This window comes from Thauera sp. 2A1, from assembly GCF_009469595.2.
Lineage (GTDB): Bacteria > Pseudomonadota > Gammaproteobacteria > Burkholderiales > Rhodocyclaceae > Thauera.
Genome location: NZ_SSXV01000009.1, coordinates 1 through 23,568, shown reverse-complemented (window position 1 = coordinate 23,568; position 23,568 = coordinate 1). Strand labels below are relative to the sequence as shown.

18 protein-coding genes and 3 tRNA genes are annotated in these 23,568 nt (G+C 68.0%); 13 read left to right on the top strand and 8 right to left on the bottom strand.

What is annotated here, in order from left to right; translation table 11 throughout:
• Window positions 1-193 precede the first annotated feature (193 nt).
• Entirely contained in the window at window positions 194-1,453 is a 1,260-nt protein-coding gene (locus tag GH664_RS10190) for a M48 family metallopeptidase (RefSeq protein WP_153167965.1), read from the top strand.
• Complete coding sequence (gene rsgA, locus GH664_RS10185) at window positions 1,453-2,394, top strand: ribosome small subunit-dependent GTPase A (RefSeq protein WP_153167964.1); 942 nt, start codon at window positions 1,453-1,455, stop codon at window positions 2,392-2,394. Before GH664_RS10190 ends, rsgA begins: the two co-directional genes overlap by 1 nt.
• A 30-nt stretch (window positions 2,395-2,424) precedes the next feature.
• On the opposite strand, the gene GH664_RS10180 is transcribed toward rsgA, so the two are convergent.
• The 3 genes from GH664_RS10180 to GH664_RS10170 form a co-directional block, all read right to left on the bottom strand.
• Entirely contained in the window at window positions 2,425-3,132 is a 708-nt protein-coding gene (locus tag GH664_RS10180) for a DUF599 domain-containing protein (RefSeq protein WP_153167963.1), read from the bottom strand.
• Between the two features lie 12 nt (window positions 3,133-3,144).
• Complete coding sequence (locus tag GH664_RS10175; RefSeq protein WP_153167962.1) at window positions 3,145-4,059, bottom strand: alpha/beta fold hydrolase; 915 nt, start codon at window positions 4,057-4,059, stop codon at window positions 3,145-3,147.
• Between the two features lie 72 nt (window positions 4,060-4,131).
• On the bottom strand, window positions 4,132-6,525 hold the full coding sequence (locus GH664_RS10170; RefSeq protein WP_153167961.1) for a DNA internalization-related competence protein ComEC/Rec2: 2,394 nt from the start codon (window positions 6,523-6,525) through the stop codon (window positions 4,132-4,134).
• A 90-nt stretch (window positions 6,526-6,615) separates the two neighbouring features.
• On the opposite strand from GH664_RS10170, the gene GH664_RS10165 reads away from it, so the two are divergent.
• Window positions 6,616-7,167 carry a DUF2062 domain-containing protein gene (locus GH664_RS10165; protein WP_153167960.1) on the top strand — a complete coding sequence of 184 codons (552 nt, stop codon included), beginning with the start codon at window positions 6,616-6,618 and terminating at the stop codon, window positions 7,165-7,167.
• Window positions 7,168-7,226: 59 nt separating this feature from the next.
• Here GH664_RS10165 and lolD read toward each other — a convergent pair whose 3' ends face one another.
• Both lolD and GH664_RS10155 read right to left on the bottom strand, forming a co-directional pair.
• Window positions 7,227-7,952 carry a lipoprotein-releasing ABC transporter ATP-binding protein LolD gene (gene lolD, locus GH664_RS10160; RefSeq protein ID WP_194270377.1) on the bottom strand — a complete coding sequence of 242 codons (726 nt, stop codon included), beginning with the start codon at window positions 7,950-7,952 and terminating at the stop codon, window positions 7,227-7,229.
• A complete protein-coding gene (locus GH664_RS10155) occupies window positions 7,945-9,201 on the bottom strand; it encodes a lipoprotein-releasing ABC transporter permease subunit (protein WP_153167959.1) in 1,257 nt (418 codons plus the stop codon). Before GH664_RS10155 ends, lolD begins: the two co-directional genes overlap by 8 nt.
• Before the next feature lie 154 nt (window positions 9,202-9,355).
• Between GH664_RS10155 and GH664_RS10150 the strand changes: the two genes are divergently transcribed.
• From GH664_RS10150 to GH664_RS10140, 3 genes are all read left to right on the top strand, one after another.
• Complete coding sequence (locus tag GH664_RS10150) at window positions 9,356-12,616, top strand: error-prone DNA polymerase (protein WP_153167958.1); 3,261 nt, start codon at window positions 9,356-9,358, stop codon at window positions 12,614-12,616.
• Between the two features lie 106 nt (window positions 12,617-12,722).
• Window positions 12,723-13,994, top strand: a complete 1,272-nt coding sequence (locus GH664_RS10145) for a bifunctional O-acetylhomoserine aminocarboxypropyltransferase/cysteine synthase (RefSeq protein WP_153167957.1) — start codon at window positions 12,723-12,725, stop codon at window positions 13,992-13,994.
• 95 nt (window positions 13,995-14,089) lie between these two features.
• The gene (locus GH664_RS10140; RefSeq protein ID WP_153167956.1) at window positions 14,090-14,950 is read left to right on the top strand and encodes a fused MFS/spermidine synthase; all 861 of its coding nucleotides are present in this window, start codon (window positions 14,090-14,092) and stop codon (window positions 14,948-14,950) included.
• Between the two features lie 8 nt (window positions 14,951-14,958).
• On the opposite strand, the gene GH664_RS10135 is transcribed toward GH664_RS10140, so the two are convergent.
• Together GH664_RS10135 and GH664_RS10130 are read right to left on the bottom strand one after the other, a co-directional pair.
• On the bottom strand, window positions 14,959-18,612 hold the full coding sequence (locus tag GH664_RS10135) for a DUF748 domain-containing protein (protein WP_153167955.1): 3,654 nt from the start codon (window positions 18,610-18,612) through the stop codon (window positions 14,959-14,961).
• Window positions 18,613-18,865: 253 nt separating this feature from the next.
• Window positions 18,866-20,140, bottom strand: a complete 1,275-nt coding sequence (locus GH664_RS10130; protein WP_153167954.1) for an MFS transporter — start codon at window positions 20,138-20,140, stop codon at window positions 18,866-18,868.
• A 171-nt stretch (window positions 20,141-20,311) separates the two neighbouring features.
• On the opposite strand from GH664_RS10130, the gene GH664_RS10125 reads away from it, so the two are divergent.
• The 6 genes from GH664_RS10125 to GH664_RS10100 all read left to right on the top strand — a co-directional run bounded on the left by GH664_RS10125 (window position 20,312) and on the right by GH664_RS10100 (window position 22,626).
• Entirely contained in the window at window positions 20,312-20,767 is a 456-nt protein-coding gene (locus GH664_RS10125) for a hemerythrin domain-containing protein (RefSeq protein ID WP_153167953.1), read from the top strand.
• Entirely contained in the window at window positions 20,764-20,982 is a 219-nt protein-coding gene (locus tag GH664_RS10120) for a DUF2249 domain-containing protein (protein ID WP_153167952.1), read from the top strand. Before GH664_RS10125 ends, GH664_RS10120 begins: the two co-directional genes overlap by 4 nt.
• Entirely contained in the window at window positions 20,979-22,289 is a 1,311-nt protein-coding gene (locus GH664_RS10115; protein ID WP_153167951.1) for a hypothetical protein, read from the top strand. Before GH664_RS10120 ends, GH664_RS10115 begins: the two co-directional genes overlap by 4 nt.
• A gap of 35 nt (window positions 22,290-22,324) precedes the next feature.
• A tRNA-Pro gene (locus GH664_RS10110) sits at window positions 22,325-22,401 on the top strand.
• Window positions 22,402-22,428: 27 nt separating this feature from the next.
• Window positions 22,429-22,505: transfer RNA gene (locus GH664_RS10105), tRNA-Arg, on the top strand.
• Window positions 22,506-22,550: 45 nt separating this feature from the next.
• Window positions 22,551-22,626, top strand: a tRNA-His gene (locus GH664_RS10100).
• Here the strand turns inward: GH664_RS10100 and GH664_RS10095 are convergent.
• Window positions 22,597-22,785, bottom strand: a complete 189-nt coding sequence (locus tag GH664_RS10095; RefSeq protein ID WP_256219467.1) for a hypothetical protein — start codon at window positions 22,783-22,785, stop codon at window positions 22,597-22,599. The two genes, GH664_RS10100 and GH664_RS10095, sit on opposite strands and share 30 nt — an antisense overlap.
• Before the next feature lie 24 nt (window positions 22,786-22,809).
• Here GH664_RS10095 and dksA point away from each other — a divergent pair, with 24 nt between their 5' ends.
• Window positions 22,810-23,235, top strand: a complete 426-nt coding sequence (dksA, locus tag GH664_RS10090) for an RNA polymerase-binding protein DksA (RefSeq protein ID WP_153167949.1) — start codon at window positions 22,810-22,812, stop codon at window positions 23,233-23,235.
• The last annotated feature ends 333 nt before the right edge of the window (window positions 23,236-23,568 follow it).

Here is a 23,568-nt window from a genome sequence, read left to right as displayed (position 1 = left end):
ATCCGTGCGCTTCCTTGCAATGCCAGCAGATTCGGGCTTTCGCGACGAAAGCCCGCGGGTGAAACCTAACCGGGCGCGATTGTGTCACACATCGCAAAGGCCCAGCACTGCACCATCGCAGCCGGCCTTCCGGCCTGTCACCCTGTTGCTGCCCCACCTGATTCATGCACCTGGCTCATCCGTCCTACGCAACATGCCCGTCGATCACGCCACCCTGCTGACTCTCGTCTTTGTCGCCATGCTGCTCGCCAGTGTGGCGACGCGGACGGTGCTGATGCGCCGCCAGATCCGCCACGTCGGCGCCTGCCGTGACGAGGTGCCGGCGGCATTCGCCGGCACGATCGGCCTGCAGGCGCATCAGCGTGCGGCCGACTACACTTGCGCACGCATGCGCCTGTCGCTGGTCGCCACCGTGGTCGGCGCACTGCTGACCGTGGTGCTGACCCTGGGCGGCGGGTTGCAGGCGCTGCATTCAGCCTGGGCCGGGGTGCTGGCGGCAGGCGGTATCGCCCACGGCGTGGCGCTGCTCGCCACCCTCAGCGTGATCGGCTGGATCGTCGACCTGCCGGCGGTGCTTTACCGCACCTTCGTGATCGAGAAGCGCTTCGGCTTCAACCGCATGACCCCGGCCCTCTTCATCGCCGACGCGCTCAAGGAAGCGGTGCTGGGGGCGGCGATCGGCCTGCCGCTGATCGCCCTGGTGCTGTGGCTGATGCAGGCGATGGACACGTTCTGGTGGCTCTGGGTATGGGCCTTCTGGCTGGTGTTCAACGTGCTGGTGATGCTGATCTGGCCGACCTTCATCGCGCCGCTGTTCAACAAGTTCACACCGCTCGCCGACCGGGACCTGAAGGCGCGGGTGGAAGCCTTGCTCGCCCGCTGCGGCTTCCAGTCCAAGGGCCTGTTCGTGATGGACGGCTCGCGCCGCTCGGCGCACGGCAATGCCTATTTCACCGGCTTCGGCGCCGCCAAGCGCATCGTGTTCTTCGACACCCTGCTCGACAAGCTCAGCCCGGAGGAAGTGGAAGCGGTGCTGGCGCACGAGCTGGGGCATTTCCGCCATCGCCACATCCTCAAGCGCATGGCGTTGCTGGCGCCGGCGACGCTGGCCATGCTCGCGCTGCTGGGCTGGCTGATGCAGCAGGGCTGGTTTTTCGCCGGCCTCGGCGCCCACGCGGCCGACACCGCGACGGCGCTGGCGCTGTTCTTCCTCGTGCTGCCGTCCTTCACCTTCATGCTGTCGCCAGTGGCGAGCCACTGGTCGCGGGTACATGAATACGAGGCCGATGCCTATGCGGCACAGCAGACGCGCGCAGCCGACCTGGTGGCAGCGCTGGTCAAGCTGTACCGCGACAACGCCTCCACGCTGACGCCCGATCCCCTGTATTCGCGCTTCTTCGACTCCCACCCGCCGGCGGCGCTGCGCGTGGCCCGACTGCAGGCCATGGGCTGATGGTGCAGCCCGGACGCAAGCCGGCTGGCTCGACGCAGCGCGTGCTCCACGGCGTGATCGTGGCGGCGTTCGGCCGCAGCTATGAAGTCGCGACCACGGACGGCCGGCTGCAGTGCACCACTCGCGGCAAAAAGAACACCTTCGCCTGCGGCGACGAGGTCGACGTCCTGCCCGGAGCCGACGGCCAGGGCGTCATCGAGCGGCTCTGCCCGCGTCGCAACCTGCTGTGGCGGTCGGATGCCTTCCGCGAGAAGCTGATCGCCGCCAACCTGAGCCACATCGCCATCGTCGTCGCCACCGAGCCGGGCTTCTCCGACCTGCTCATCTCGCGCTGCATCGCCGCTGCCGAAAGCCAGGACATCACGCCGCTGATCGTCCTCAACAAGGCCGACCTGGCCGATCGCCTGGACGCTGCGCGTTCGCAGCTCGCTCCGTTCAGGGCGCTGGGTTACGAGGTGATCGAGCTCTCCGCGCTCGATGGCGCGCAGGCCCTGCGCGCGCGGCTGGCCGGCACGCACGCCATCTTCGTCGGCCAGTCCGGCATGGGCAAATCGACGCTCACCAATGCGCTGATTCCCGAAGCAAAAGCGGCAACGCGCGAGATCTCGACCGCGCTCGATACCGGCAAGCACACCACCACTTTCGCCCGCCTCTACGTCTTCGGCGAAGACCTGCAGCGCGACGGCTGGCTGATCGACAGCCCCGGCCTGCAGGCCTTCGGGCTCGCCCACCTGACGCCGGAGACGCTCGCCGAAAGCTTCCTCGAATTCCGTCCGCTGCTGGGCGAGTGCCGCTTCCGCGACTGCCGGCATGAGGCGGAACCGGGCTGCGCGCTGCTCGCCGCGCTCGCGTCCGGCGCGATCAACGCCCGCCGCTTCGAGCATTTCCGCACCATCCGCGGCGAGATCGCCGAGGCCAAGCGGCTCAACCCGGGCTGGTAGCGACGGCCGACCTCCGGGCCGTGCCGCGCATCAATCCTCGCGTAGAGCCCGCAGCAGCGGTGAGGTGAAGTCGCGCCGGTAGAGCACGACGGCGATCATCGTCGTCATGGCGATGAAGACCCAGGGCTGGACGAACCAGGCCACCGCGGCCAGGCCGAAGTAATAGGCACGGATGCCACGGTTGAATTCGTCCCCCGCCAGCGAATTCACCCTGCCGAGCCGGCGCGCGGCCACTTCCGCACGCTGCGCGTCCAGGCCGTCGCTCTCCTTCATCACCGGCGTACTGCCGATGAGGATGGACAGCAGGTTGAACTGGCGCAGCGACCAGGTGAACTTGAAATAGGCGAAGGCGAACACGCCGAACAACAGCACCAGCTTGATTTCCCACAGCCCGCGCGACGCCTCGCGCGCGAAGGGCAACTCCTCGGCAAAGCTGATCACCTTGTCCAGCGTGCCCAACAGGGCGAGCACGCCGGCGATGATGTAGATGGTGGTGTTGGCGTAGAACGACACGCTCTGCATCAGGTTGCCGACCAGCGCTGCGTCCGGCATGCGCGCCTCGCGGCGCAGCATCTGCCACGCCCATTCGAGTCGATGGCGGTCGCCCACGTCCGCAAGGCCGCGCCGCGCCCAGGGGCTGTGCTCGGAGAGCCAGCCGTAGCCGAACCAGACGACCAGGAACCAGGCCAGGCCAGCCGCATCCGCGTAGCTGATGACTGAAAAGACGCTCGCCAGCACGCCGCCGCCTCCTCAGGCCGCCAGCAGGAAATCGCGCACCACCGCGATCTGCGCCGCATCCATCAGCATCGGCGCATGGCCGACACCGGAGAACTCCGCCGTCTGCGCACGCGGCCCGCGCGCCGCCATCTGCTCCAGCGTGGAACGCTCCAGCAGGTCGGACTCGGCACCTCGCAGCACCAGGGTAGGGCAGGCGATGCGCTCATAGATGGCCCACAGGTCGACATCCTCCTGGACGGGAGTGTTGCGGAAGACGTCGCCGATGGCGGGGTCGTAGACCATCGCGAAACCGACACCCGCCTCGTTGCGGACCGGGCGCACAGAATGCTCGGTGAGATGGCGCCACTGGGCGTCGGTGAGCGGGCCAAAGGGCGCGCTCACTTCGCGGATGTAGGCCTCGGCCTCCTGCATCGACGCGAAGACCGGCGCCCTGCCGACGTATTCGCCGATGCGCTGCAGCGACGGGGCGGTGATCACCGGCCCGACATCGTTGAGCACGAGCCGTCCGATCGGGCTGTGCGGCTGGCTCGCAATGAACATGCCGATGAGCCCCCCCATCGAGGTCCCGACCCACGACACCGACTCCACATCCAGCCGTGCGATCAGCGTGATCATGTCCGGCACATAGACCGGGAAACCGTAGTCGGTCTTCACGCCGAGCCAGTCGCTGCGGCCACGGCCTGCCACATCCGGGCAGATCACGCGGAAATCTTCCGCCAGCGCGCGCGCCAGATCGTCGAAATCGCGGCCGTTCCGCGTCAGCCCATGCGCGCAGACGACCACTCGCGGATTGTCGCGGTCACCCCATTCCGTATAGGCCATTCGATGCAGTCCATGCGGCCCCATGCACTGCACGTTGCGCTCGCGCAGGGTCGGAGTCGGCCGCTGCGGTTCGAAGGTCTGGCGGATGTCGGAAATAAGGCTCATGGCGCGCTTCCTGTCGGCAAAATCAGCCACGAGTCTAGCATTGCGCGCAGCCGAAGGCGCCCGGCCGCCGGCTCAGCGCCCATGCCAGTAGCGCGGATTCTGCTGCCGCGCGGCGGTGACGTCGGCTCCGGACGCCGTCACCTCGACCCGGATGGCGCCCTGGCTGTCCGTCCGCCAGTTGCGTGCGCCCGCCTCCGCCCAGCGCGCCCACACCGCGGGAAAGGGATGACCGAAGCGGTTGCGGTAGCCGGCGGAATGGATCGCGGCTTCGGGCAGCACCGCGTCGACGAAGGCTGCCGACGACGAGGTGCGGCTGCCATGGTGGCCGACGACGACGACCGAGCTCGCCAGCGCTTCCGCCCCATGGCGCGCGATCATCGCCGCCTCGCCGCGCGTCTCGAGATCGCCCACCAGCAGCAGCGAACCGCCCGCACCGGTCACCTTGAGGACGCAGGACAGGTCGTTGTTGCGGCGCACGCGCCGGCCATCGCCCCACGGATGCAGCACCTCGAAACGCACGCCATCCCACTCCCAGCGCTGGCCGTCGCTGCAAGCCAGGCGCTCGGCGCCAGCTCCGCGGCCTCCGGCATCGGTCCAGAAACCCGCGGCATCGCCTTCGGACGCCAGCACGCCGCCCACATCGACGCCATCGAGCACGCTGCGCGCTCCGCCCACATGATCGGCGTCGTCATGCGACAGCACCAGGCGGTCGATCCGGACCACGCCGGACGCGGCCAGGAACGGCAGGATCACCCGCTCGCCGGCATCCGCCGCGTCGCCATAGGGCGGGCCGGCGTCGTACAGCAGCGCGTGCGTCGCCGTCTGCACATGGACGGCCAGGCCCTGCCCCACATCAAGCACCGTGGCAACGAAGTCTCCGGCGGCCGGGCGGCCGGGCTGCCACAGCAGCAGTCCGGCCAGCACGAAGACGGCCGGCATGCGCGCCGGCGTGGGTCGCGGCAACAACAGCAGCAGCACCGCCGCCACGCCCGCTCCCACCAGCCAGGCCGGCGGTGCTGCCTGACGCCACAGCGCCACCGGCACTGCGGCCAGCCAATCCACCGGCTGCATCAGCAGCGCAAAGCTGCCGTGTGCCAGGTGCAGCAGGAAGTCGAACGGCAGGATCGCCGCCAGCAGCGCCAGCGGGGTGACGACGAAGCTCACCACCGGGATCGCGAGCGCGTTGGCCAGTGGCGAAACGATGGAGAAGGACTGAAACAGCGCGATCAGCAGCGGCATCGTCGCGAGCGTGATCGCCGCCTGAGTCTTCACCGCTGCGCGCCAGCCGGCGCCGCGCTCGCGCCTGCCGTGGCGTGCCCCCAGCACCAGCATGATGATGCCGACGGCACCGAACGACAGCCAGAACCCCGCCGCCAGCACCGCCCAGGGGTCGACCAGCAGCACGCCGGCCAGCGCCAGCAGCAGGACCCGGCCCGGCGACGGCGCGCGCCCCAGCAGCAACGCGAGGCCCACCACGCACAGCATGATGAGCGCACGCTGCACCGGAATTCCCATACCGGCGAGCAGCGCATAGGCGCTCGCCGCGACGATCGCCGCCAGCGCCGCCGCCTTGCGCGCCGGCAGCCGTAGCACCAGCCCGGGCACGCGACGCCACGCAGCGCCGACCAGCGCCGCGCCCAGCAGGCCGATGAGCGAGATGTGCATGCCGGAGATGGCCACCAGGTGCGAGATGCCGGTGCGGCGGAAGACATCCCATTGCGCGGCCGGAATGGCGCGCTGGTCGCCGATCACCAGCGCTGCCAGCACCCCCGCATACGGCGCCTCGCCGAGCACGGCCAGGAAGCGGTCGCGGATCTCGCCGCGCGCACGGTGCACGCGGTGCATGAACGACCCCGGGCCGGCATCGAGCCGGCGGGCGCCGCCGCGCACGTAGCCGGTGGCCCGCAGCTCACGCTCGAGCAGCCAGGCTTCGTAGTCGAAGCCCTCCGGGTTGACGAAGCCGTGCGGACGCTTGATACGCACCACAAAACGCCAGCGCTCGCCGGCGACGACGACCGGCGGAGCCAGCTCGTCATCCTGCAGTCGATACCAGGACAGCAGGATCCGACCCGGCACGCCCGCGCTTCCCCCATCGGGCACGAAGGCGAAGCGCACACCGTCGGGCAATTGCTGCGGAAGCTCGTCCACCCTGCCGGTGAGGGCGAGGTCTTCGCCTTCGCGCGCCATGGGCAGCGAGTCGGCAAGTCGCCATTCCGCGCGCTGCGCAGCCCACAGGAAGCCGGCAGCCAGCGCCAGCAGCCAGGCGCTCAGGACGATGGCGCGGCACGCGACCGGACCGCGGCCGGGCGGCGACGAAAGGCACATGCCACGCCGCAGGCGGAACAAGGCCGCCAGCCCCAGGGTCAACGCACCCCAGCCGCCGATACGCCAGCCAAGTGCCAGCAGGTCGGCCTGCTGCTGGAAAAGCCAGACCCCGACACCGAACAGGATGATCGCAATACTCATGGCATCGGATAATGCCAATGTCAAACACGCGGCAGCAAGTCCACGCCTGGCGGCCGGTTGCCGCTGCTAGAATCGACGGCGCCCACGACCATGCGCAAACGCCTCAAGAAACTCCTCCCGAATCACGACGCCGTGCGCGAAAACCGCTGGCTGCGTCCGTTCGCCGGAACGCTGCTGCATCCGCGGCTGTGGCACCTCAACCGCCATTCGGCAGCCGGCGCGGTGGCGGTGGGCCTGTTTTGCGGTCTGATTCCCGGCCCACTGCAGATGCTGGGCGCGGCGATCTGCTGCGTCGTGCTGCGGGTGAATCTGCCGCTGGCGCTGATCTGCACGCTGTACACCAACCCGCTCACCATCGTGCCCCTCTACGTGCTCGCCTACGGCCTGGGCAACTGGGTGATGGGCAATGGTGGTGCTCATTTCACGCCGCCGCCGGAGATGTCGGGCGTCGACCTGGCAGGCTGGGTCGCCGAACTGATCGCCTGGATGGCCGGCCTGGGCAAGCCGCTGGCGCTGGGCCTCGTGCTGCTGGCGGCGACACTTTCGATCACCGGCTATCTGGTGGTGAGGGGCGGCTGGCGCTGGTGGCTGATCCGCCACTGGCGCAGGCGCCAGGCACTGCGCGGCGGGCGTCCGGGCTGACCTGGAGCGCGGGGCCAACTCATGCACGCCCCCTCTCGGCACGTGCCGCAGTTAACCCTTCAGGCGAGGCGGCCGTCGTCGAGCCGCAGCGTACGCTCGGCGCGGCGTGCCAGGCTCTCGTCATGCGTCACGATGACGAAGCTGGTGGCCAGCCGCTGGTTGAGCGACAGCATCAGGTCGAACACCGCTTCAGCGGTGCGGCGATCCAGGTTGCCGGTCGGCTCGTCGGCCAGCACGCAGGCCGGCTGCGTCACCAGCGCGCGCGCGATCGCGGCACGCTGGCGCTCGCCGCCGGAAAGCTCCCCCGGGGTGTGGTCGAGGCGATGGCCGAGCCCGACTTCACGCAGCATCGCCGCGGCATGCTCATTGGCCTCCGCGCGGCTCATGCGGCGGATGTACAGCGGCATGGCGACATTCTCGAGCGCGGTGAATTCGGGCAGCAGGTGATGGAACTGATAGACGAAGCCCAGCGCCGCGTTGCGCAGCCGGCCGCGGTCGGCCTCCGAAAGCGTCGAGAAGTCCCTGCCCATCAGCCTCACCGCACCGGCGGAAGGCGTGTCCAGCCCGCCCAGCAGGTGCAGCAGCGTGCTCTTGCCCGAACCCGAGGCGCCGACAATGGCCAGGCGCTCGCCGCGCGCCACCGAGAGGCTCACTCCGCCGAGCACCTGCACCGCCTCCGCGCCTTCGCGAAAGCGCTTCTCCAGCCCGTCGCACGCCAGCACCGGCGAGCCGCCCGCGCCATTCGCAGCCACCATTGCCTCCGCCCCGATCACCTTCTCACTCATAGCGCAGCGCCTCCGCCGGATTCACCTTCGACGCCCGCCAGCTCGGATAGAGCGCCGCCAGCAGGGTGAGCAGGAAGGACACCGACACGATGCTGACCACGTCGCTCCACAGCACCTTCGAGGGCAGCTCGTTGATGTAATAGACCTCCTTGTTCCACAGCGTCATGCCAGTGACGGCCTCCAGTGCAGGAATCACGACATCGAGGTTGTGCGCAATCAGCAGCCCGCCGATCACGCCGGCGGCCAGGCCGACGAAGCCGATGATGGTGCCCTGCAGCACGAACACCGTCATGATCGATGCCGGGCTCGCGCCCAGCGTGCGCAGGATGGCGATGTCGGCGTATTTCTCCTGCACCGCCATCACCAGCGTGGACACGATGTTGAAGGCGGCCACGGCGACGATCAGGAACAGGATCAGGGTCATCATCGTCTTCTCCAGTGCCACCGCGCGGAAGAAGTTGGCGTGGGCGCGCGTCCAGTCGGCCACGGTGAGACCGGGCTCCGACAGGCTGGCGGCCAGTTGGCGCGCCACCCGCGGCGCGGCGAACAGGTCGTCGAGCTTGAGCCGCACGCCGGTCACGTCCTCGCCCATGCGGTACAGCGCCTGGGCATCTGCGAGGTGGATCAGCGCAAGGCCGGAATCGTATTCGTACATGCCGGCCTCGAAGATGCCGACCACCTCGAACTGCTTGACGCGCGGCAGCACCGCGGCAGGCGTCACCAGCCCCTGGGGCGCGATCAGCGTGACCTTGTCGCCCAGCGTGACGCGTAGCGCCAGCGCCAGGTCGCGACCGAGCAGAATGCCGAAGCGGCCCGGCTGCAGCGCGTCGAATGCGCCGGCCTTCATGTGGCGGGCGAAGTCGGCGACCTTGTCCTCCTCGCTCGGAATCACGCCGCGCACCATGGTGCCGCGCACCGCGTCGCCGAAGGACAGCAAGCCCTGTTCCTGCACGTACGGCGCCGCCGCCATCACCGAGGGGTGTCGTCCGGCCTCGTCGGCCACCTGCTGCCACGAGGCCAGCCCGCCGTCGATGCGCTGGATCTGCACATGCGAGGCGACACCGAGGATGCGGGTACGCAACTCCTCCTGGAAGCCGTTCATCACCGACAGCACCACGATGAGCGCCGCGACGCCCAGCGCAATGCCCAGCATCGACACCAGCGAGATGAAGGAAATGAAACGGTTGCGGCCCTGCGCCCGCTTGCGTGAGCGGGTGTAGCGCAGGCCGACGAGAAATTCATAACGCATCGGGAGGTCGGAAACGGGGGCCGTTGGCGGCGAGCCCGGCATTGTGCCGGGGATGGGACGCGATGGGGAGCTTGACGACGTGCGAGTGTGTAAGCGCGGGTAGCCGAAGCGGCGGGTATTGACTTTGATGACTGTATTTTTTTACAGTATTTACATGTTTCCAGCCTACGCCGAACTGCACTGCCTGACCAACTTCAGCTTCCAGCGTGGCGCATCGCATCCCGAGGAGCTCGTCGCGCGGGCGGCCGAATACGGCTACGCCGCGCTGGCGATCACCGACGAGTGTTCGCTCGCCGGCGTGGTGCGGGCGCATCGCGCGCTGCGCGACCTGCCGCCGGAATCGGCGCCGAAGCTGATCGTCGGCAGCGAGATCCAGCTCGCAGACGGGCCCTGCCTGGTGCTGCTGGCCACCAACCGCGACGCCTACGGGCAGTTGTCGCGGCTGATCTCCACCGCACGGCGCGCCGCGGCGAAAGGTGAGTACCGCATCGATCGCAGCAGCTTCGAGGCAGCCGCGGCCGATCGGTTGTCGGGCTGCCTCGCGCTGCTGGTTCCACCGCCCGGCCTGGCGGATGCAGACGCCCTGCTCGCCGAGGCGCAGTGGCTGGCAGGGCTCTTTCCGCAGCGTGGCTGGATGGCGGTCTCGGTGGTGTTCGACGGCCGCGACCGCGCGCGCCTCACCCTGCTGCGCCGCATCGCACGTACCGCCGGCCTGCCGGTGGTGGCCGCCACTGGAGCGCTGATGCACGATGCAGCGCGCCGCCCGCTCGCCGACGCGCTGACCGCGGTCCGGCTGCACTGCAGCGTGGCCGAGGCCGGCCTGCAGCTCGCACCCAACGCCGAACGCCGGCTGCACAGCCGCGACGCGCTGGCGCGGCGCTACCCGCCCACGCTGCTGGCCGAAACGCTGAAGGTGGCAGCCCGCTGCACGTTCAGCCTGGACGAACTGCGCTACGAATATCCGGAGGAACTCGTGCCGGCCGGAGAAACGGCGGGCACCTGGCTGCGCCGGCTGGTCGAAGGCGGCCTGGCATGGCGCTACGGCCGCCAGCCGGCGCTGGAACAGGCTGCCGCCAGGGTCGCCACCCCGGCCGCCAGTGCCATGCCGCCCGCCACAGCCGACGATCCCGCCCCGCCCGACGTGCGTAGCCGGATCGAGCACGAACTGACCCTGATCGCCGAACTGGGCTATGAAGCCTATTTCCTCACCGTGCACGACATCGTGCGCTTCGCGCGCGGCGCCGGCATCCTGTGCCAGGGGCGCGGCTCGGCGGCCAATTCGGTGGTGTGCTGGGCGCTGGGCATCACCGAAGTCGACCCGGCGCTGGGCATCATGCTGGTCGAGCGCTTCATCTCGCGCGAGCGCAACGAGCCGCCCGACATCGACGTCGATTTCGAGCACGACCGGCGCGAGGAGGTCATCCAGTACATCTACCGCAAGTACGGTCGCGAGCGCGCCGCGCTGGCCGCCACCGTGATCACCTACCGCGCCCGCAGCGCGCTGCGCGACATCGGCCGCGCGCTCGGCCTGGGCGAAGCGCAGATCGAACGGCTGACGCGCGACCACTTCTGGTTCGACGGCCGCCACATCCTCGCCGAACGGCTGCAGGAAGCCGGGCTCGATCCGGCAAGTCCGGTGGTGCGCCGGCTGGTGTCGCTCACCGAAGAGCTGATCGGTTTTCCGCGCCACCTGTCGCAGCATGTCGGTGGCTTCGTCATCGCGCGCGGCCGGCTCGACGAGCTGGTGCCGGTGGAAAACGCCGCGATGGCGGAGCGCACCGTGATCCAGTGGGACAAGGACGATCTCGATACGCTGGGCCTGCTCAAGGTGGACGTGCTCGCGCTGGGCATGCTGTCGGCACTGCGCCGCAGCCTGGCACTGGCCTCGGCCTGGCGCGGGCGGGCACTGACGCTGGCGAGCATCCCGCGCGAGGTCGATGCGGTGTATGCGATGCTGTCGCGGGCGGATGCGATCGGCGTGTTCCAGGTCGAGTCGCGCGCCCAGCTCACCATGCTGCCGCGCCTGAAACCCACGCGCTTCTACGACCTGGTGGTGGAAGTCGCCATCGTGCGCCCCGGCCCCATCCAGGGCGGCATGGTGCATCCCTACCTCGAGGCACGTGCGCGCAAGGCGCGCGACGAGGATCCACTCGACGGCCTGCGTCCGGAAATCCGCGGTGTGCTCGCACGCACCATGGGCGTGCCCATCTTCCAGGAGCAGGTCATGCAGCTCGCGGTGGTCGCAGCCGGCTTCACCGGCGGCGAGGCCGACCAGTTGCGGCGAGCCATGGGCGCCTGGCGACGCAAGGGCGAACTCGAACGCTACCGCGACAAGCTCATGCACGGCCTCGCAGCCAAGGGTTACGACGCCGATTTCGCCGAGCGCCTGTGCCGCCAGATCGAAGGCTTCGGCAGCTACGGTTTTCCGGAATCGCACGCCGCCAGCTTCGCGCTGCTGGTGTATGCGTCGGCCTGGCTGAAATGCTTCGAGCCCGCCGCCTTCCTGTGCGGTCTGCTGAACAGCCAGCCGATGGGCTTCTACTCGCCTTCGCAACTGATCCAGGACGCGCGCCGCCACGGCATCGAGGTCAGGCCGCCCGACGTCAATGCCAGCGCGCGCGACTGCACGCTGGAGGCCATCGGGGACAGCGCAGAGCCGGCGGTACGCCTGGGCCTGCGCATGGTGCGCGGCCTGCAGGCAGATGCCGCAGAACGCATCGTCACCACCCGGGCGGGCCGTGCCGCAGCCAGTGCCCCCGCCGATGGATCACCGAGGGCCGATGACGCCCGCACGCGCTTTGCGAGCGTCGAGGATCTCGCCCGGCACGCGGCGCTCGATGCGGGCGCGCTGCGTGCGCTGGCCACTGCCGGCGCACTGGCCAGCATCGCCGGCCACCGCCGCCAGGCGCTGTGGCAGGCCGCCGGCGGCATGCCGCTGCCCGGCCTGCTCGCAGATGCGCCCGGCGCGGACGTACCCACCCTGCTCGCCGCCCCCTCCGAAGCCGAGGACCTGCAGGCGGACTACGCCCGTCTCGGCTTCACTCTCGGCCGTCATCCGCTCGCGCTGCTGCGTGGCGAACTCGCCGCCCTACGCTTCCTGTCCGCCGCCGACATCGCCGTCGCCCCCGACCGCATGCTGGCGCGCGGCGCCGGGCTGGTCACCTGCCGCCAGCGCCCCGGCACGGCCAAGGGCACGATGTTCATCACGCTGGAAGACGAAACCGGGCTGACCAACGTCATCGTCCGCCCCGAGCTGCTCGAGCGCCAGCGCCGCATCCTGCTCGGTGCCCGGCTGCTGGGCATCTACGGCCAGATCAGCCGCCAGGGCAGCGTGGTGCACCTGCAGGCCAGCCGCGCGGTGGACCACTCCGCCCTGCTCGGCGCGCTGGATGCGCGCAGCCGGGACTTTCATTGAACGGACAAGCGCAACGGACGATCGGCGCCGACCCAGCCGCAAGCGCTTCGGTCCGAATTGCGCAGTGGCTATACTCTCGGGCTCATTCACCAGGGGAGACCACTGCATGAAGCTCGAGACCCTCGCCGTACACGGCGGCTATTCGCCCGATCCGACCACCAAGGCGGTGGCGGTGCCGATCTACCAGACGACGTCCTACGCCTTCGACGACACGCAGCACGGCGCCGATCTGTTCGACCTGAAGGTGCAGGGCAACATCTACACCCGCATCATGAACCCGACCACCGCCGTGCTCGAGCAGCGCGTGGCGGCGATGGAAGGCGGCATCGGCGCGCTGGCGGTGGCCTCGGGCATGTCGGCGATCACCTACGCGATCCAGACGATCGCCGAAGCCGGCGACAACATCGTGTCGGCATCGACGCTGTATGGCGGCACCTACAACCTGTTTGCCCACACTTTCCCGCAGTTCGGCATCGAAGCGCGCTTTGCCGACTATCGCGACCCGGACAGCTTCGCCGGTCTGATCGACGAGCGCACCAAGGCCATCTATTGCGAGTCGGTCGGCAACCCGCTCGGCAACGTCACCGACATCGGCCGCCTGGCCGAGATCGCGCACAAGGCCGGCGTGCCGCTGATCGTGGACAACACCGTGCCCTCCCCCTACCTGTGCCGCCCCTTCGAGCATGGCGCCGACATCGTGGTGCACGCGCTGACCAAGTATCTGGGCGGGCACGGCAATTCGATCGGCGGCATCATCGTCGATTCGGGCAAGTTCCCGTGGGCCGAGCACAAGACGCGCTTCCGCCGCCTGAACGAACCCGATGTGTCCTACCACGGCGTCGTATATACCGAAGCGCTCGGCGCGGCTGCCTTCATCGCGCGTGCGCGGGTGGTGCCGCTGCGCAATACCGGCGCAGCCATTTCGCCCTTCAACAGCTTCCTGATCCTGCAGGGCATCGAGACGCTGGCGCTGCGCATGGACCGCATCTGCACCAACACCAGAAAGGTGGCCGAATTCCTGCGCGGGCATGGCAAGGTCGCCTGGGTGAACTACGCCGGGTTGCCCGACCACAAGGATCACGCCCTGGTGCAGAAGTACATGGGCGGCCGCGCGTCGGGCATCCTGTCCTTCGGCGTGAAAGGCGGACTGGAGGCCGGTGCCCGCTTCCAGGATGCGCTGAAGCTCGTCACCCGCCTGGTGAACATCGGCGACGCCAAGTCGCTCGCCTGCCACCCCGCCTCGACCACCCACCGCCAGCTTGCACCGGAAGAGCTCGCCAAGGCCGGCGTGTCGCCCGACATGGTGCGGCTGTCGATCGGCATCGAGCATATCGACGACATCCTCGCAGATCTGGACCAGGCCCTGGCCGCGGTCTGATCGTCACACATGTGCCGGGGGATTCGTCCACTGGCGCACGATGCGCGCCGCCCCGGTGGGCGGCGCCTTCCCTTTCCGTCTCGTTCCTCTCGCGCTTGCACGCCCTCATCGAATTCCCCAGCCCCTTCCCGGAGGAACCGGGTGTCGTCCGTTTGCTGGAGCCGCCCGGCAGCGACATCGAGGCCCTGCGCGCGCGGCTGCGGGACGGCAGCTACGGCAGGCCTTTCGTGCTCGAGAACGGCGGCTTGCGCGCGCTGCATTTCAGCCTCGGCTACGTGCAGAGCGTGATGAAGATCTCCGACCCCTGCGCGCTGCAACTCGGCTACGCGCAGCGCATGACGGCTTTCCTGCTGTTCAACCCGCGGCCGCGGCAGATGGTGATGATCGGTCTGGGTGGCGGCTCGCTGGCGAACTTCTGCCACCGCCACCTGCCGGGCACCCGGCTCGCCATAGTGGAAATCGACGCGGACGTGATCGCCCTGCGCGAGCAATTCTGCGTGCCGCCCGACGACGAGCGCCTGCAGGTGATCCATGGCGACGGCGCCGACTTTGTGAGAGACCACCCCGGGCGCATCGATGTGCTGATGATCGACGCCTTCGGCCCCGACGGCGTCGCCGAGGAACTCGCCAGCTTCGAGTTCTACGAGCGGGCGCGCGGCCGGCTGTCCGCGAGCGGCGTACTGGTGATGAACGTCGCCGGCAACAAGGAAACCTATGCGCGCCACGTCGAGCGCTTGCTGACCGCGTTCGACGATGCGGTGATCGCGATGTCAGTGCGCGAGGACGGCAACTACATCCTGTTCGCCTTTCGCGATGCCAGCTTCGCGCCGCGCTGGAAGTTCATGCGCGCCATCGCCATCGAGCTGCAGAAACGCCTGCGGCTGGATTTTCCAGGTTTCGCGCAACAACTGGAACGCGGACAGGCGCTGCGGCTCGCGCAACGCCTGTCCGCCTGACCCCGCGCTCAGCGCAGCGCGAACTGCACCTGCCCGCCTTCGGCGATCGCCTCGACCTTGGGCTCGAGCAGGAAGACACGCTCGGCAGGCACCTTGCCTTCGGTGGTCAGCCAGTTCTTCACTTCCTGCGCGCGCTGCTCGGCCAATGCGCGCAGGTCGGCGTCGCCGACGGCGATGTTGGCGATCATCAGCGCTTCCATCTCAGGCACCGGCAGGTCCTTGGTGAGGCCGATCATGTTCCGCGGCTTCTTGAAATCGGCCTCCTTGTAGACCTTTTTCAGCAGCTCGGGATACTCCTGGGCGCTGACCTCGATGTTATCCACCGACGGTGCCTCCTGTCCCTTGGCGACCATCGTCTTGAGCTTCTGCGCCCGCACCGCGCGCTGCAGCATCGCCTGCTTCAGCCCGTCGGTGTCCCGCGCCGGATCGGCCCTGCCGGTGATGTCCAGGCGCAGCGCCGGACGATCGACGAGCGCCTGCGCCAGCGTCTTCAGCTTCTGCTGCTGCACCTCACCCGGCCGGGCGAGCCCCGGTGCAAGCTCCAGGCTGGAGAGTTCCTCGCCACCGCCCAGGACGGAACCGAGCAGCGCGAACGGCGCGGTGATCGCCTTGCCGATCAGGTTCACCAGCACCTTGACGACGAGGCCGAAGACGCTGAACTGGGGGTCGTCGAGGGTGCCGCTGACCGGCAGGTGGAGGTCGATTTCGCCCCGCGCGTTCTTCAGCAAGGACACCGCGAGCTGCACCGGAAGCTTCAGCGCGTCGGGGCTGTCGACCTTGTCGCCGAAGGTGAGCTGGTCGAGGAAGATCTGGTTGGTCGCGGTGAGCTTGCGCTCCTCGATCTTGTAGTTGAGTTCGGCCGACAGCTTGCCCTTGGCGATGCCGTAACCCACGTACTTGCCCGAGTAGCTCGACAGCCCGGTCAGCTCGAAGTCCTTCACCGTCGCCAGGATGTCGAGATGGGCGTCCTGGCGGAACGGGTTGAGCTCGCCAACGACCTTGACCGGCGCCGCGTTGTCGACCTTGCCGCTGAGGTCCAGCTTCGCGATCGTCGTCGGGTCGGACGAAAGACCGGTGAGCGAGCCCGCCATGCCGGTCAGGTTGACGTTGTAGTTTGGGCGGATGAAGCGGTCGCTGAAGGCGACGTTGCCGCCCTTGACGTCGATGCGGCCCACACGGATCGGCGGCGGCGGTTCGCGGCGCGGCGGCAGCTCGGCGCTGCGCTGGCCGCTGTCTGTGCCCGAGGCCGCCTGCGGCGCACCGAGGCCTGCCGGCCCTTCAGCCACCACAGGGGCCTCGGAGGCGGGCTTCCCGACCTTCGCCTCCGGCTCGGCCTCGCTGCCATCACCGCGGATCTCGCGCAGATTCAGGCGGCCGTTTTCATCGAGGATCAGGCGGGTATAGAAGTCGTTCAGTGCGACCTTGTCGATGTCGAGCGCAAAAGGCTGCAGTTTGAGGTCGATGCCGCCGACGTTGAGCGCGCGCCAGCGCACGAAGTCGGTGGCATTGAGCTTGTCGATCGAAGCGAAGTCGGCCACGCCGACGTCGCCCCTGAAACGCCCGAGCAGGCTACCGTTCTTCGCCGTGTTCAGGTCGAGGCTGCCGCGCGTGGTGAGGTTGCCACGCGAAATGGCGATCTTGGTCTTTTCCAGCACATAGGGCTGCAACGGCAACAGGTCGACGCTGCGCAGATCGAGCTTCAGGTCGGCCTTCAGGGGCTCCAGCGTCACCGCACCACTGGCGCCGAGCCGGCCGCGCTTGTTGATGCTCGAATCGAGCTTGAGCTGCGTCGTCGCCCCCTTGGCGGTCGACACGTTGTCGAGCTGCAGCCCGATCCCGTCGACCGCGAGGACGACGGGTTTCGCCACGGTGCGATCCTCCAGCCGCACGGCAGCGTTCTCGAGCGCCAGCTTGTCCACCTTGACCACCCAATCCGGCCCCTCGCTGCTGGGCTTGGGCTTGTCGCCGGTGAGCCCGAGTAGGTCGAAGCGGCCGTCCTTCAGGCGCACGGCGGACACTGAAGCGCCCTTGACGCCAAGCTCGGCCAGATTCACGGTGCGTGCGCCGACATCGACCGCGAGCTTGTTCACGTTGAGCTCCGGCACGCGAACCGCCGGCTCCTTCTGCCCCTTCAGCGCAAGCGCGAAATCGCGCAGCGAAAGGTTGTCGCTGCCGACCTTGACGTCGGGCTTGCCGTCAGCACTCAGCGCGACGCGGTAGTGCACCGAGCCGTCGAGCTGGCCGCTGCGCAACTCGCCGCCGGGCAAGGCCGCCGCAGCATAGGCTGCATAGCGCGCCGGCTTGATCGCTTCCAGTGTGGCCGCGCCTTCGAAGACGAAAGGAGCCAGGCTCAGCCTGTCCTCGTGCGTGATCTTCTCGCCGCCGTCGGTGACGTAGTCGAGCCGGATTTCGGCCGGCATGTCGCCGGTGTTGGCGAGGTCGCGCATGTCGAGGTTGATCGCCTCGACGCGGGCACGGAAAGGCTCGGCCAGCGAGCGGTCCTCGAAGCGCACGACGCCTTCGCGGATGCGCGCATCGGCCAGCAGGAAGTCCGGCTGCGACGGCTTGGCCTCATCGGCCTGCGGCGCTTTCTGGGCAGCGTCCTTCGGCGGCGGCGGCGCCAGCGTCGCCAGATTGATGCCTCCATCCTTGAGCCGCACGAGCTCGATTTCCGGCTGGTGCAGGCGCAGGCGGGTGAAATGCCACTTGTTGGCGAAGGGCTCGACGTCGGCAAGTTCCAGTCCGAACTCGGCCACCTTCACCGCCGGCGCGCCGGTCTTGTCCTGCACTTCCAGCTTTTCCACCTGCACCTGTCCGCGCAGCGTCACCAGCGGCTTGGCGTCTGCTTCGGGCGGCTGCGCAAAAGCCAGTTCCAGGTTGGTGGTGAGCAGGCCGGAGGGCAGGCGGAAGCTGGGCTCGAACGGCAGATACGCCATCCAGGGCGCGAGATCGAACTCCTTCAGCGCCAGCTCGAGGATGGTTTCGTGCGTGTCCTTGAACGGCTTGCTGCGCGCGCTCAGCCCGATCGGGTCGCCATCGAGCATCGCCGCGAACTTGGGTTCGATGAAGACATCCACCTTCACCGGCAGGTTGGACACGAAGGGCACGCCGAGCTCGATGCCGCTGAGTTCGTGCTTGAGGCCGCGCGGCTGGTCATTGACGGCGATGCGGCCGTTGCCGACGTGGATGTTGCCGATCGAGAACAGCGTCTGGCCCTTGGATTCGCTCTTCGGCTGCGCCGCGAGGCGGTCGAGCACGTCCTGCCAGTTGCTCCGCCCACCGTCCTGCAGCACCACATTCACCCGCGGCCCGTCGAGCGACACCTCGTGCAGCACGACGCCACCGCGGACGAGGGACTCCAGCTCGCCGTTGACGCGCAGCATGTCGAAACCCAGGGCCTCGGTGCTGCCGTCCGCTTCCATCACGCGTACGCCGTGCAGTTCCGCCGTCAATGCGAAGGGGTTGACGCGCACCGCGTCTACGCTCACCACGCGCCCGAGCACGTCGCTGGCAATCTTCGTCGCATAGTGTTTCGCCACAGGCGGCACCACGCCGAAGCCGATCGCGGCCACGGCGACGAGCACGCCCGCCACCCACTTCGCAGCGAGTGCATAGCGTCGCAGGGCGCTCGGCGCAGCCGCACTGGTGGTGGTTTCAGTCATGAAGGCACTCCCTGGTCTCGCTCTTCTTCATTGTTTCATGCCTGCGCGCCATGGACGGACGGCAGCCACCGCCCTGACGCGACGCGGGGCATATTTTGCGCCGCTTTCGCAACTGCCGGTACCTGTCCGGGGTGCAGGGCGGCGTCCCCTCGCGACGCCCGTTTCGATCGCCGACGCGATCGACCGTCGCAAAGCGCGCGATTCTATCGGTCCTGGGCCGCGCCGGGGCGGCGCAGGCGCGAACGGCGCGCCCTCAACCATCGCGCGGATCACGGCGACTCGCGGCGGGCACCGGGCTCTCGCCGCTGCGCCGGAACGATAGCCTGGCTTCCCGCAACAAGGGCAGGATCGCCAGCCCCTGCAGCGCAATGAGGCCCGCGAAGACGCACTGCAGCGCCGTATCCATCGCGTAGCCCGCATCCTTGAGCGCATCCAGCGTGAGCCCCATGCCCCACTGCATGAGGAACGCACCCGCGAAGGCCATCAGGTTGGTCGCCGTGCTGACGCGGCCGAACAGCGTGCGCGGGAAATGTGTCGCGCTGGCGAGATAGGTCTGCGAATTCACCGCCGACAGCAGGCCGAGCAGGAACCACAGTACTGCGGGCGGGCCGCCATCGAACAGGATGAGCAGCTCGACGAACAGCACCAGGCAATAGCCAATCTGCATCAGATTGAGCGGCGTCACCCCCCTGCGCGCAAGCGAGGTGCCGAGCAGGCCGATGGAGAGCTGGCCGCCCAGCATGCCGAGGTTGAGCAGCACCAGAATGCGCGCCGCGTGGCCGATGTCCAGGCGATTGACGTTCATCAGCCAGGGCACCGCCCACAGGCTCTGCAGCGCCATGAAGCCGCCGACGAAGCACAGCGATGACCCCGCGAAGCGCAGGAACTGCGGCGACAGGTAGATCCCCGCGACCAGCCTGAGCGCCTCGCCCGCCGACTCGCGCCCGCCGGGGCCGGCGTCGTCGGGCAGCAGGCGGAAGATCAGCACGGAAGCAGCGAGCGCAACCCCGGCGACGATCCAGAACACGGCGCGCCAGCCCATCAGCGGCAGCGCCGCCTCCACCGGCACGCTGGCCGTGAGCGCGCCCACCGCCCCTGCGGACATGATGAAACCGGTCATCGAGCTCTGTCGCTCGCGCGGATACCAGCGCGTGAATCCGCTCAAGGCCGCCATCAGGCAAGCCGACACGCCCAGGCCGATGAGCGCGCGCGCAAGCCCGAGCGCAGCCAGCGAATCGCCCAGCGCAAAGCTGGCCGCGCCGAACGCGGTGACGAGCAGCAGCGTGCCCTCCACGCGCCGCGGGCCAAGACGGTCAAGCGCAACACCGACCGGGATCTGCGCCAGCCCGAAGGCAAGGAAATAGGTGCTGGTGAGCAGGCCGAGATCCGCGGCGGAAAGCCCCAGTTCCCCCGTCAGCACCGGAGAGATCACGGCGTTGACCGTGCGCAGCAGGTAGGACAGGAAATAGCCGAGGGCAAAGGGCAGGAAGATCCTCAGCCCGGCGCGCGGAAGGGGTGGAAGTGCCATGCCGTCTCGATTCGCTGCGGGAGCTGCATTGTGCCCGTTCGGCCCATCGGACTTCCAGGCCGGCTGCATTTGCGAAGCACGTCGGGCATCCGCACTGGCCGACTTGACTCGTATCAATGCCGCCGGGGATTGCCCGGAGAAAATACTCCAACACCCCGACCGGAGCTGCACATGAGCCTGATTTCCTCCCTGATGACCCAGGACCACCGCGACTGCGACCATGAATTCGCCCTCGCCGAGAGCCTCGTCGCGCGCCGCGACTGGGACGCTGCCGCCAAGGCCGTGAATGCCTTCGCCGCTGCGCTCGAGATGCACTTCAGTGCCGAAGAGGAACAACTCTTTCCGCGCTTCGAAGCCGTCACCGGCATGACCCATGGCCCCACCGAGGTCATGCGCGGCGAACATGCCGACATGCGCTCCATCATCGCCAACCTCAAGGACGCCCTCGCCCGGCGCGATGCGGACGACTTCGCCGGCGAGGCGGAAACCCTGCTGATCATGATGCAGCAGCACAACATGAAGGAAGAGAACATCCTCTATCCGATGTGCGACGCGCGCCTGGCGACCGAGCGCGACGCGTTGACCGAGGCGCTCGGACAGCGCATCACGCGGAAGATGCCCGCATGAGCACGATCCTTGTCGATGCGCGCGGCCTGGAGCCGCCGGAGCCTTTCGAGCGCGCAATGGAAGGGCTGGCAGATCTGGCTCCTGGTGGCGAGCTGATGCTGTTGATCGATCGCATGCCCTACCCCCTGTTCCGCATCCTCGACCGCGATGGCTATCGGCACGAAGAGACGGTCCGGGATGACGGGGTGGTCGAGATCCGCATCACTCGGCCATGAGCAGTGCCAACCCCGGCCTGTCGTATGACGACGCACCGCCGTTCTCGGTACCGCTGCGCTACTTCCTGACCGCGCCGCTCTTCGGCATCGCCGCCGGCGCGTTGCTGCTGATCGACGGAAATGCGCTGGGTTCCCGCTGGTCGCCGGCAGCGCTCGGCGCAGTGCACCTTGTTGCCACCGGCATCATGCTGCAGGTGATGCTGGGTGCGCTGATGCAGATCCTGCCAGTGGTCGCGGGCGCAACGCTGCTCACGCCGCTGCGTACCGCGCGCCTCACCCACCCGCTGCTGGCAGGCGGCAGCGTCGGCCTGAGCTGGGGGCTGTGGCAGGGGCACCCAGGCGCGACGCTAGCCGGCGCAGCCCTCCTCGCTGCCGGCCTGATCATTTTCCTCCTTGCGGCCGCCCTGGCCTTCCGCCGCGCCCCATCGGCAAGGGGTCGCAGTGACACGCCACGCGACCTGCGCCTCGCGCTCATCGGATTGCTGGTCACCGCGGCGCTGGGCGTCATCCTGGCGACCACGCTGGCCCGTGGCCTGTCGCTGCCGATCGACCTGCCAGCGCTGGTCAATCTTCATGCGGGATGGGCCTGGATGGGCTGGGGCGCAATGCTGGTGGCGGCAACCAGTTGGGTGATCGTGCCGATGTTCCAGATCACCCCCGCCTATCCTCAACGCCTGACGCGCATCTGGGCGCCGTCGGTACTGATCCTGCTGGCCTTGTGGTCGATGGCCGCAATCGCCTCTCTGCACGGCATCGGCATCGCCCTGGCGGGCCTCCTGTGCGCGCTGGCGATCGGCTTCGGCGCGACGACCTTGCGCCTGCAGGCGCGTTCCCGCCGCAGCACGCCGGATGCGTCCTTTCTCGCCTTCAGGCTTGCGATGGCCTCGATCATCGCCGGCGCGGTCGCAATACTGGCTTCCCTCGTCACCGAAGCGGACGCCCTGCCCTTGCTGGCCGGCATCCTGATCCTGCATGGCGGCTTCGTCGGTGCCATCAGCGCAATGCTCTACAAGATCGTGCCCTTCCTCGCCTGGCTGCATCTGACCCAGGCCAGGATAAAGGCACCCAACGTGAAGAAACTGTCCCCCGACCTGCCGGTTCGGCGGCAGCTCATCACTCACGCCGCCGCACTGGCGTTGCTGCTGGGCTCGGTGTTCCTGCCGCTGCTGTCCTACGCAGCGGGTGCTGCCATCATGCTCGAATTCGGCTGGCTTCTCGGCAACCTCGCCCGCATCGTGCTCGCCTGGCAGAAGGCTGGCGGGCGATGGAATCCGGCTGCCGCCGCAGAAGGCAAAAAATATGTTTGACGTATTGGGCGGAGATCTATATAGTGCGCGGCTCTCGGGGTGTAGCGCAGTCCGGTAGCGCGCTTGCTTTGGGAGCAAGATGTCGGGGGTTCGAATCCCTCCACCCCGACCAGCTCACACTCCGATTGCCCGCGGGAATCTGTCCGTAGCTCAACTGGATAGAGCACCAGCCTTCTAAGCTGGGGGTTGCAGGTTCGATCCCTGCCGGGCAGGCCAGGACAAGTTTTTGGACGACGGGTTTCCCGGAGTCCGGTAGTAGTGGCGGCATTAGCTCAGTTGGTAGAGCACTGGATTGTGGCTCCAGGTGTCACCGGTTCGATTCCGGTATGTCGCCCCAGATTTTCATGACAAGAACCGCCCGCGTGGCGGTTTTTGTTTTTTGCGACTCAGCCTGCATCAGCGCCTTGCCGAACGCGAACACGCACGGCTGCGCCGCAGCTTCCACGGCTCGCTTGCTGGCGCGTCGTGATTCTGCTATTAAGTCCGCTTGATCCAATCACTTACCTACGGAAGTCGATTCATGGCTGAAGATACCCTGCACAAGCAATTCCCGCCGTACGTCCCCGCCGCTGGCGAGGAGTACATGAGCGAGAAGCAGATGGCCCACTTCCGCGAGATCCTGGGCACGCTCAAGAGCGAGCTGATGGAGGATATCGAGCGCACGGTGCATACCATGCAGGACGAGGCCACCGTGTTCGCCGACCCCAACGACCGCGCCAGCCAGGAGTCCGACATCGCACTGGAGCTGCGCAACCGCGACCGCGAGCGCAAGCTGATCAAGAAGATCGACGAGGCGCTCGGTCGCATCGACGCAGGCGAATATGGCTATTGCGACAGTTGCGGCGTGGAGATCGGCCTGAAGCGCCTGGAAGCGCGCCCGACCGCGACCATGTGCATCGACTGCAAGACACTGGAAGAGATGCGCGAGCGCCAGGTCGCCAAGTAAGCGAACGACTTCACCGACAAGAAAGGGACGCCGCGGCGTCCCTTTTGTTTTTGTGCGCCCGGCAGGGCGCACTCACTTGGAGGTGAAAGTCCTCTACTCGCCCGGCAAGGGGAAGAGTTAGCGGAACGGCAAGGGTGTCGCGGGTAACTGCGAATCTGGAGGAAGCCGAAGGCAAAGCGCTGGCCTGACGAACAGGAAGCGGATACGAGGCGGCACAGCGGGGTAAGGCGGCGAATATCGTCAAAGCCCGAAACTTGCACGGAGCGCTGTGACGTATATCCGACAGGCATAAGTGTGAAGGTGGGTGCGTCATACCCGGGGAGATCCTCATGG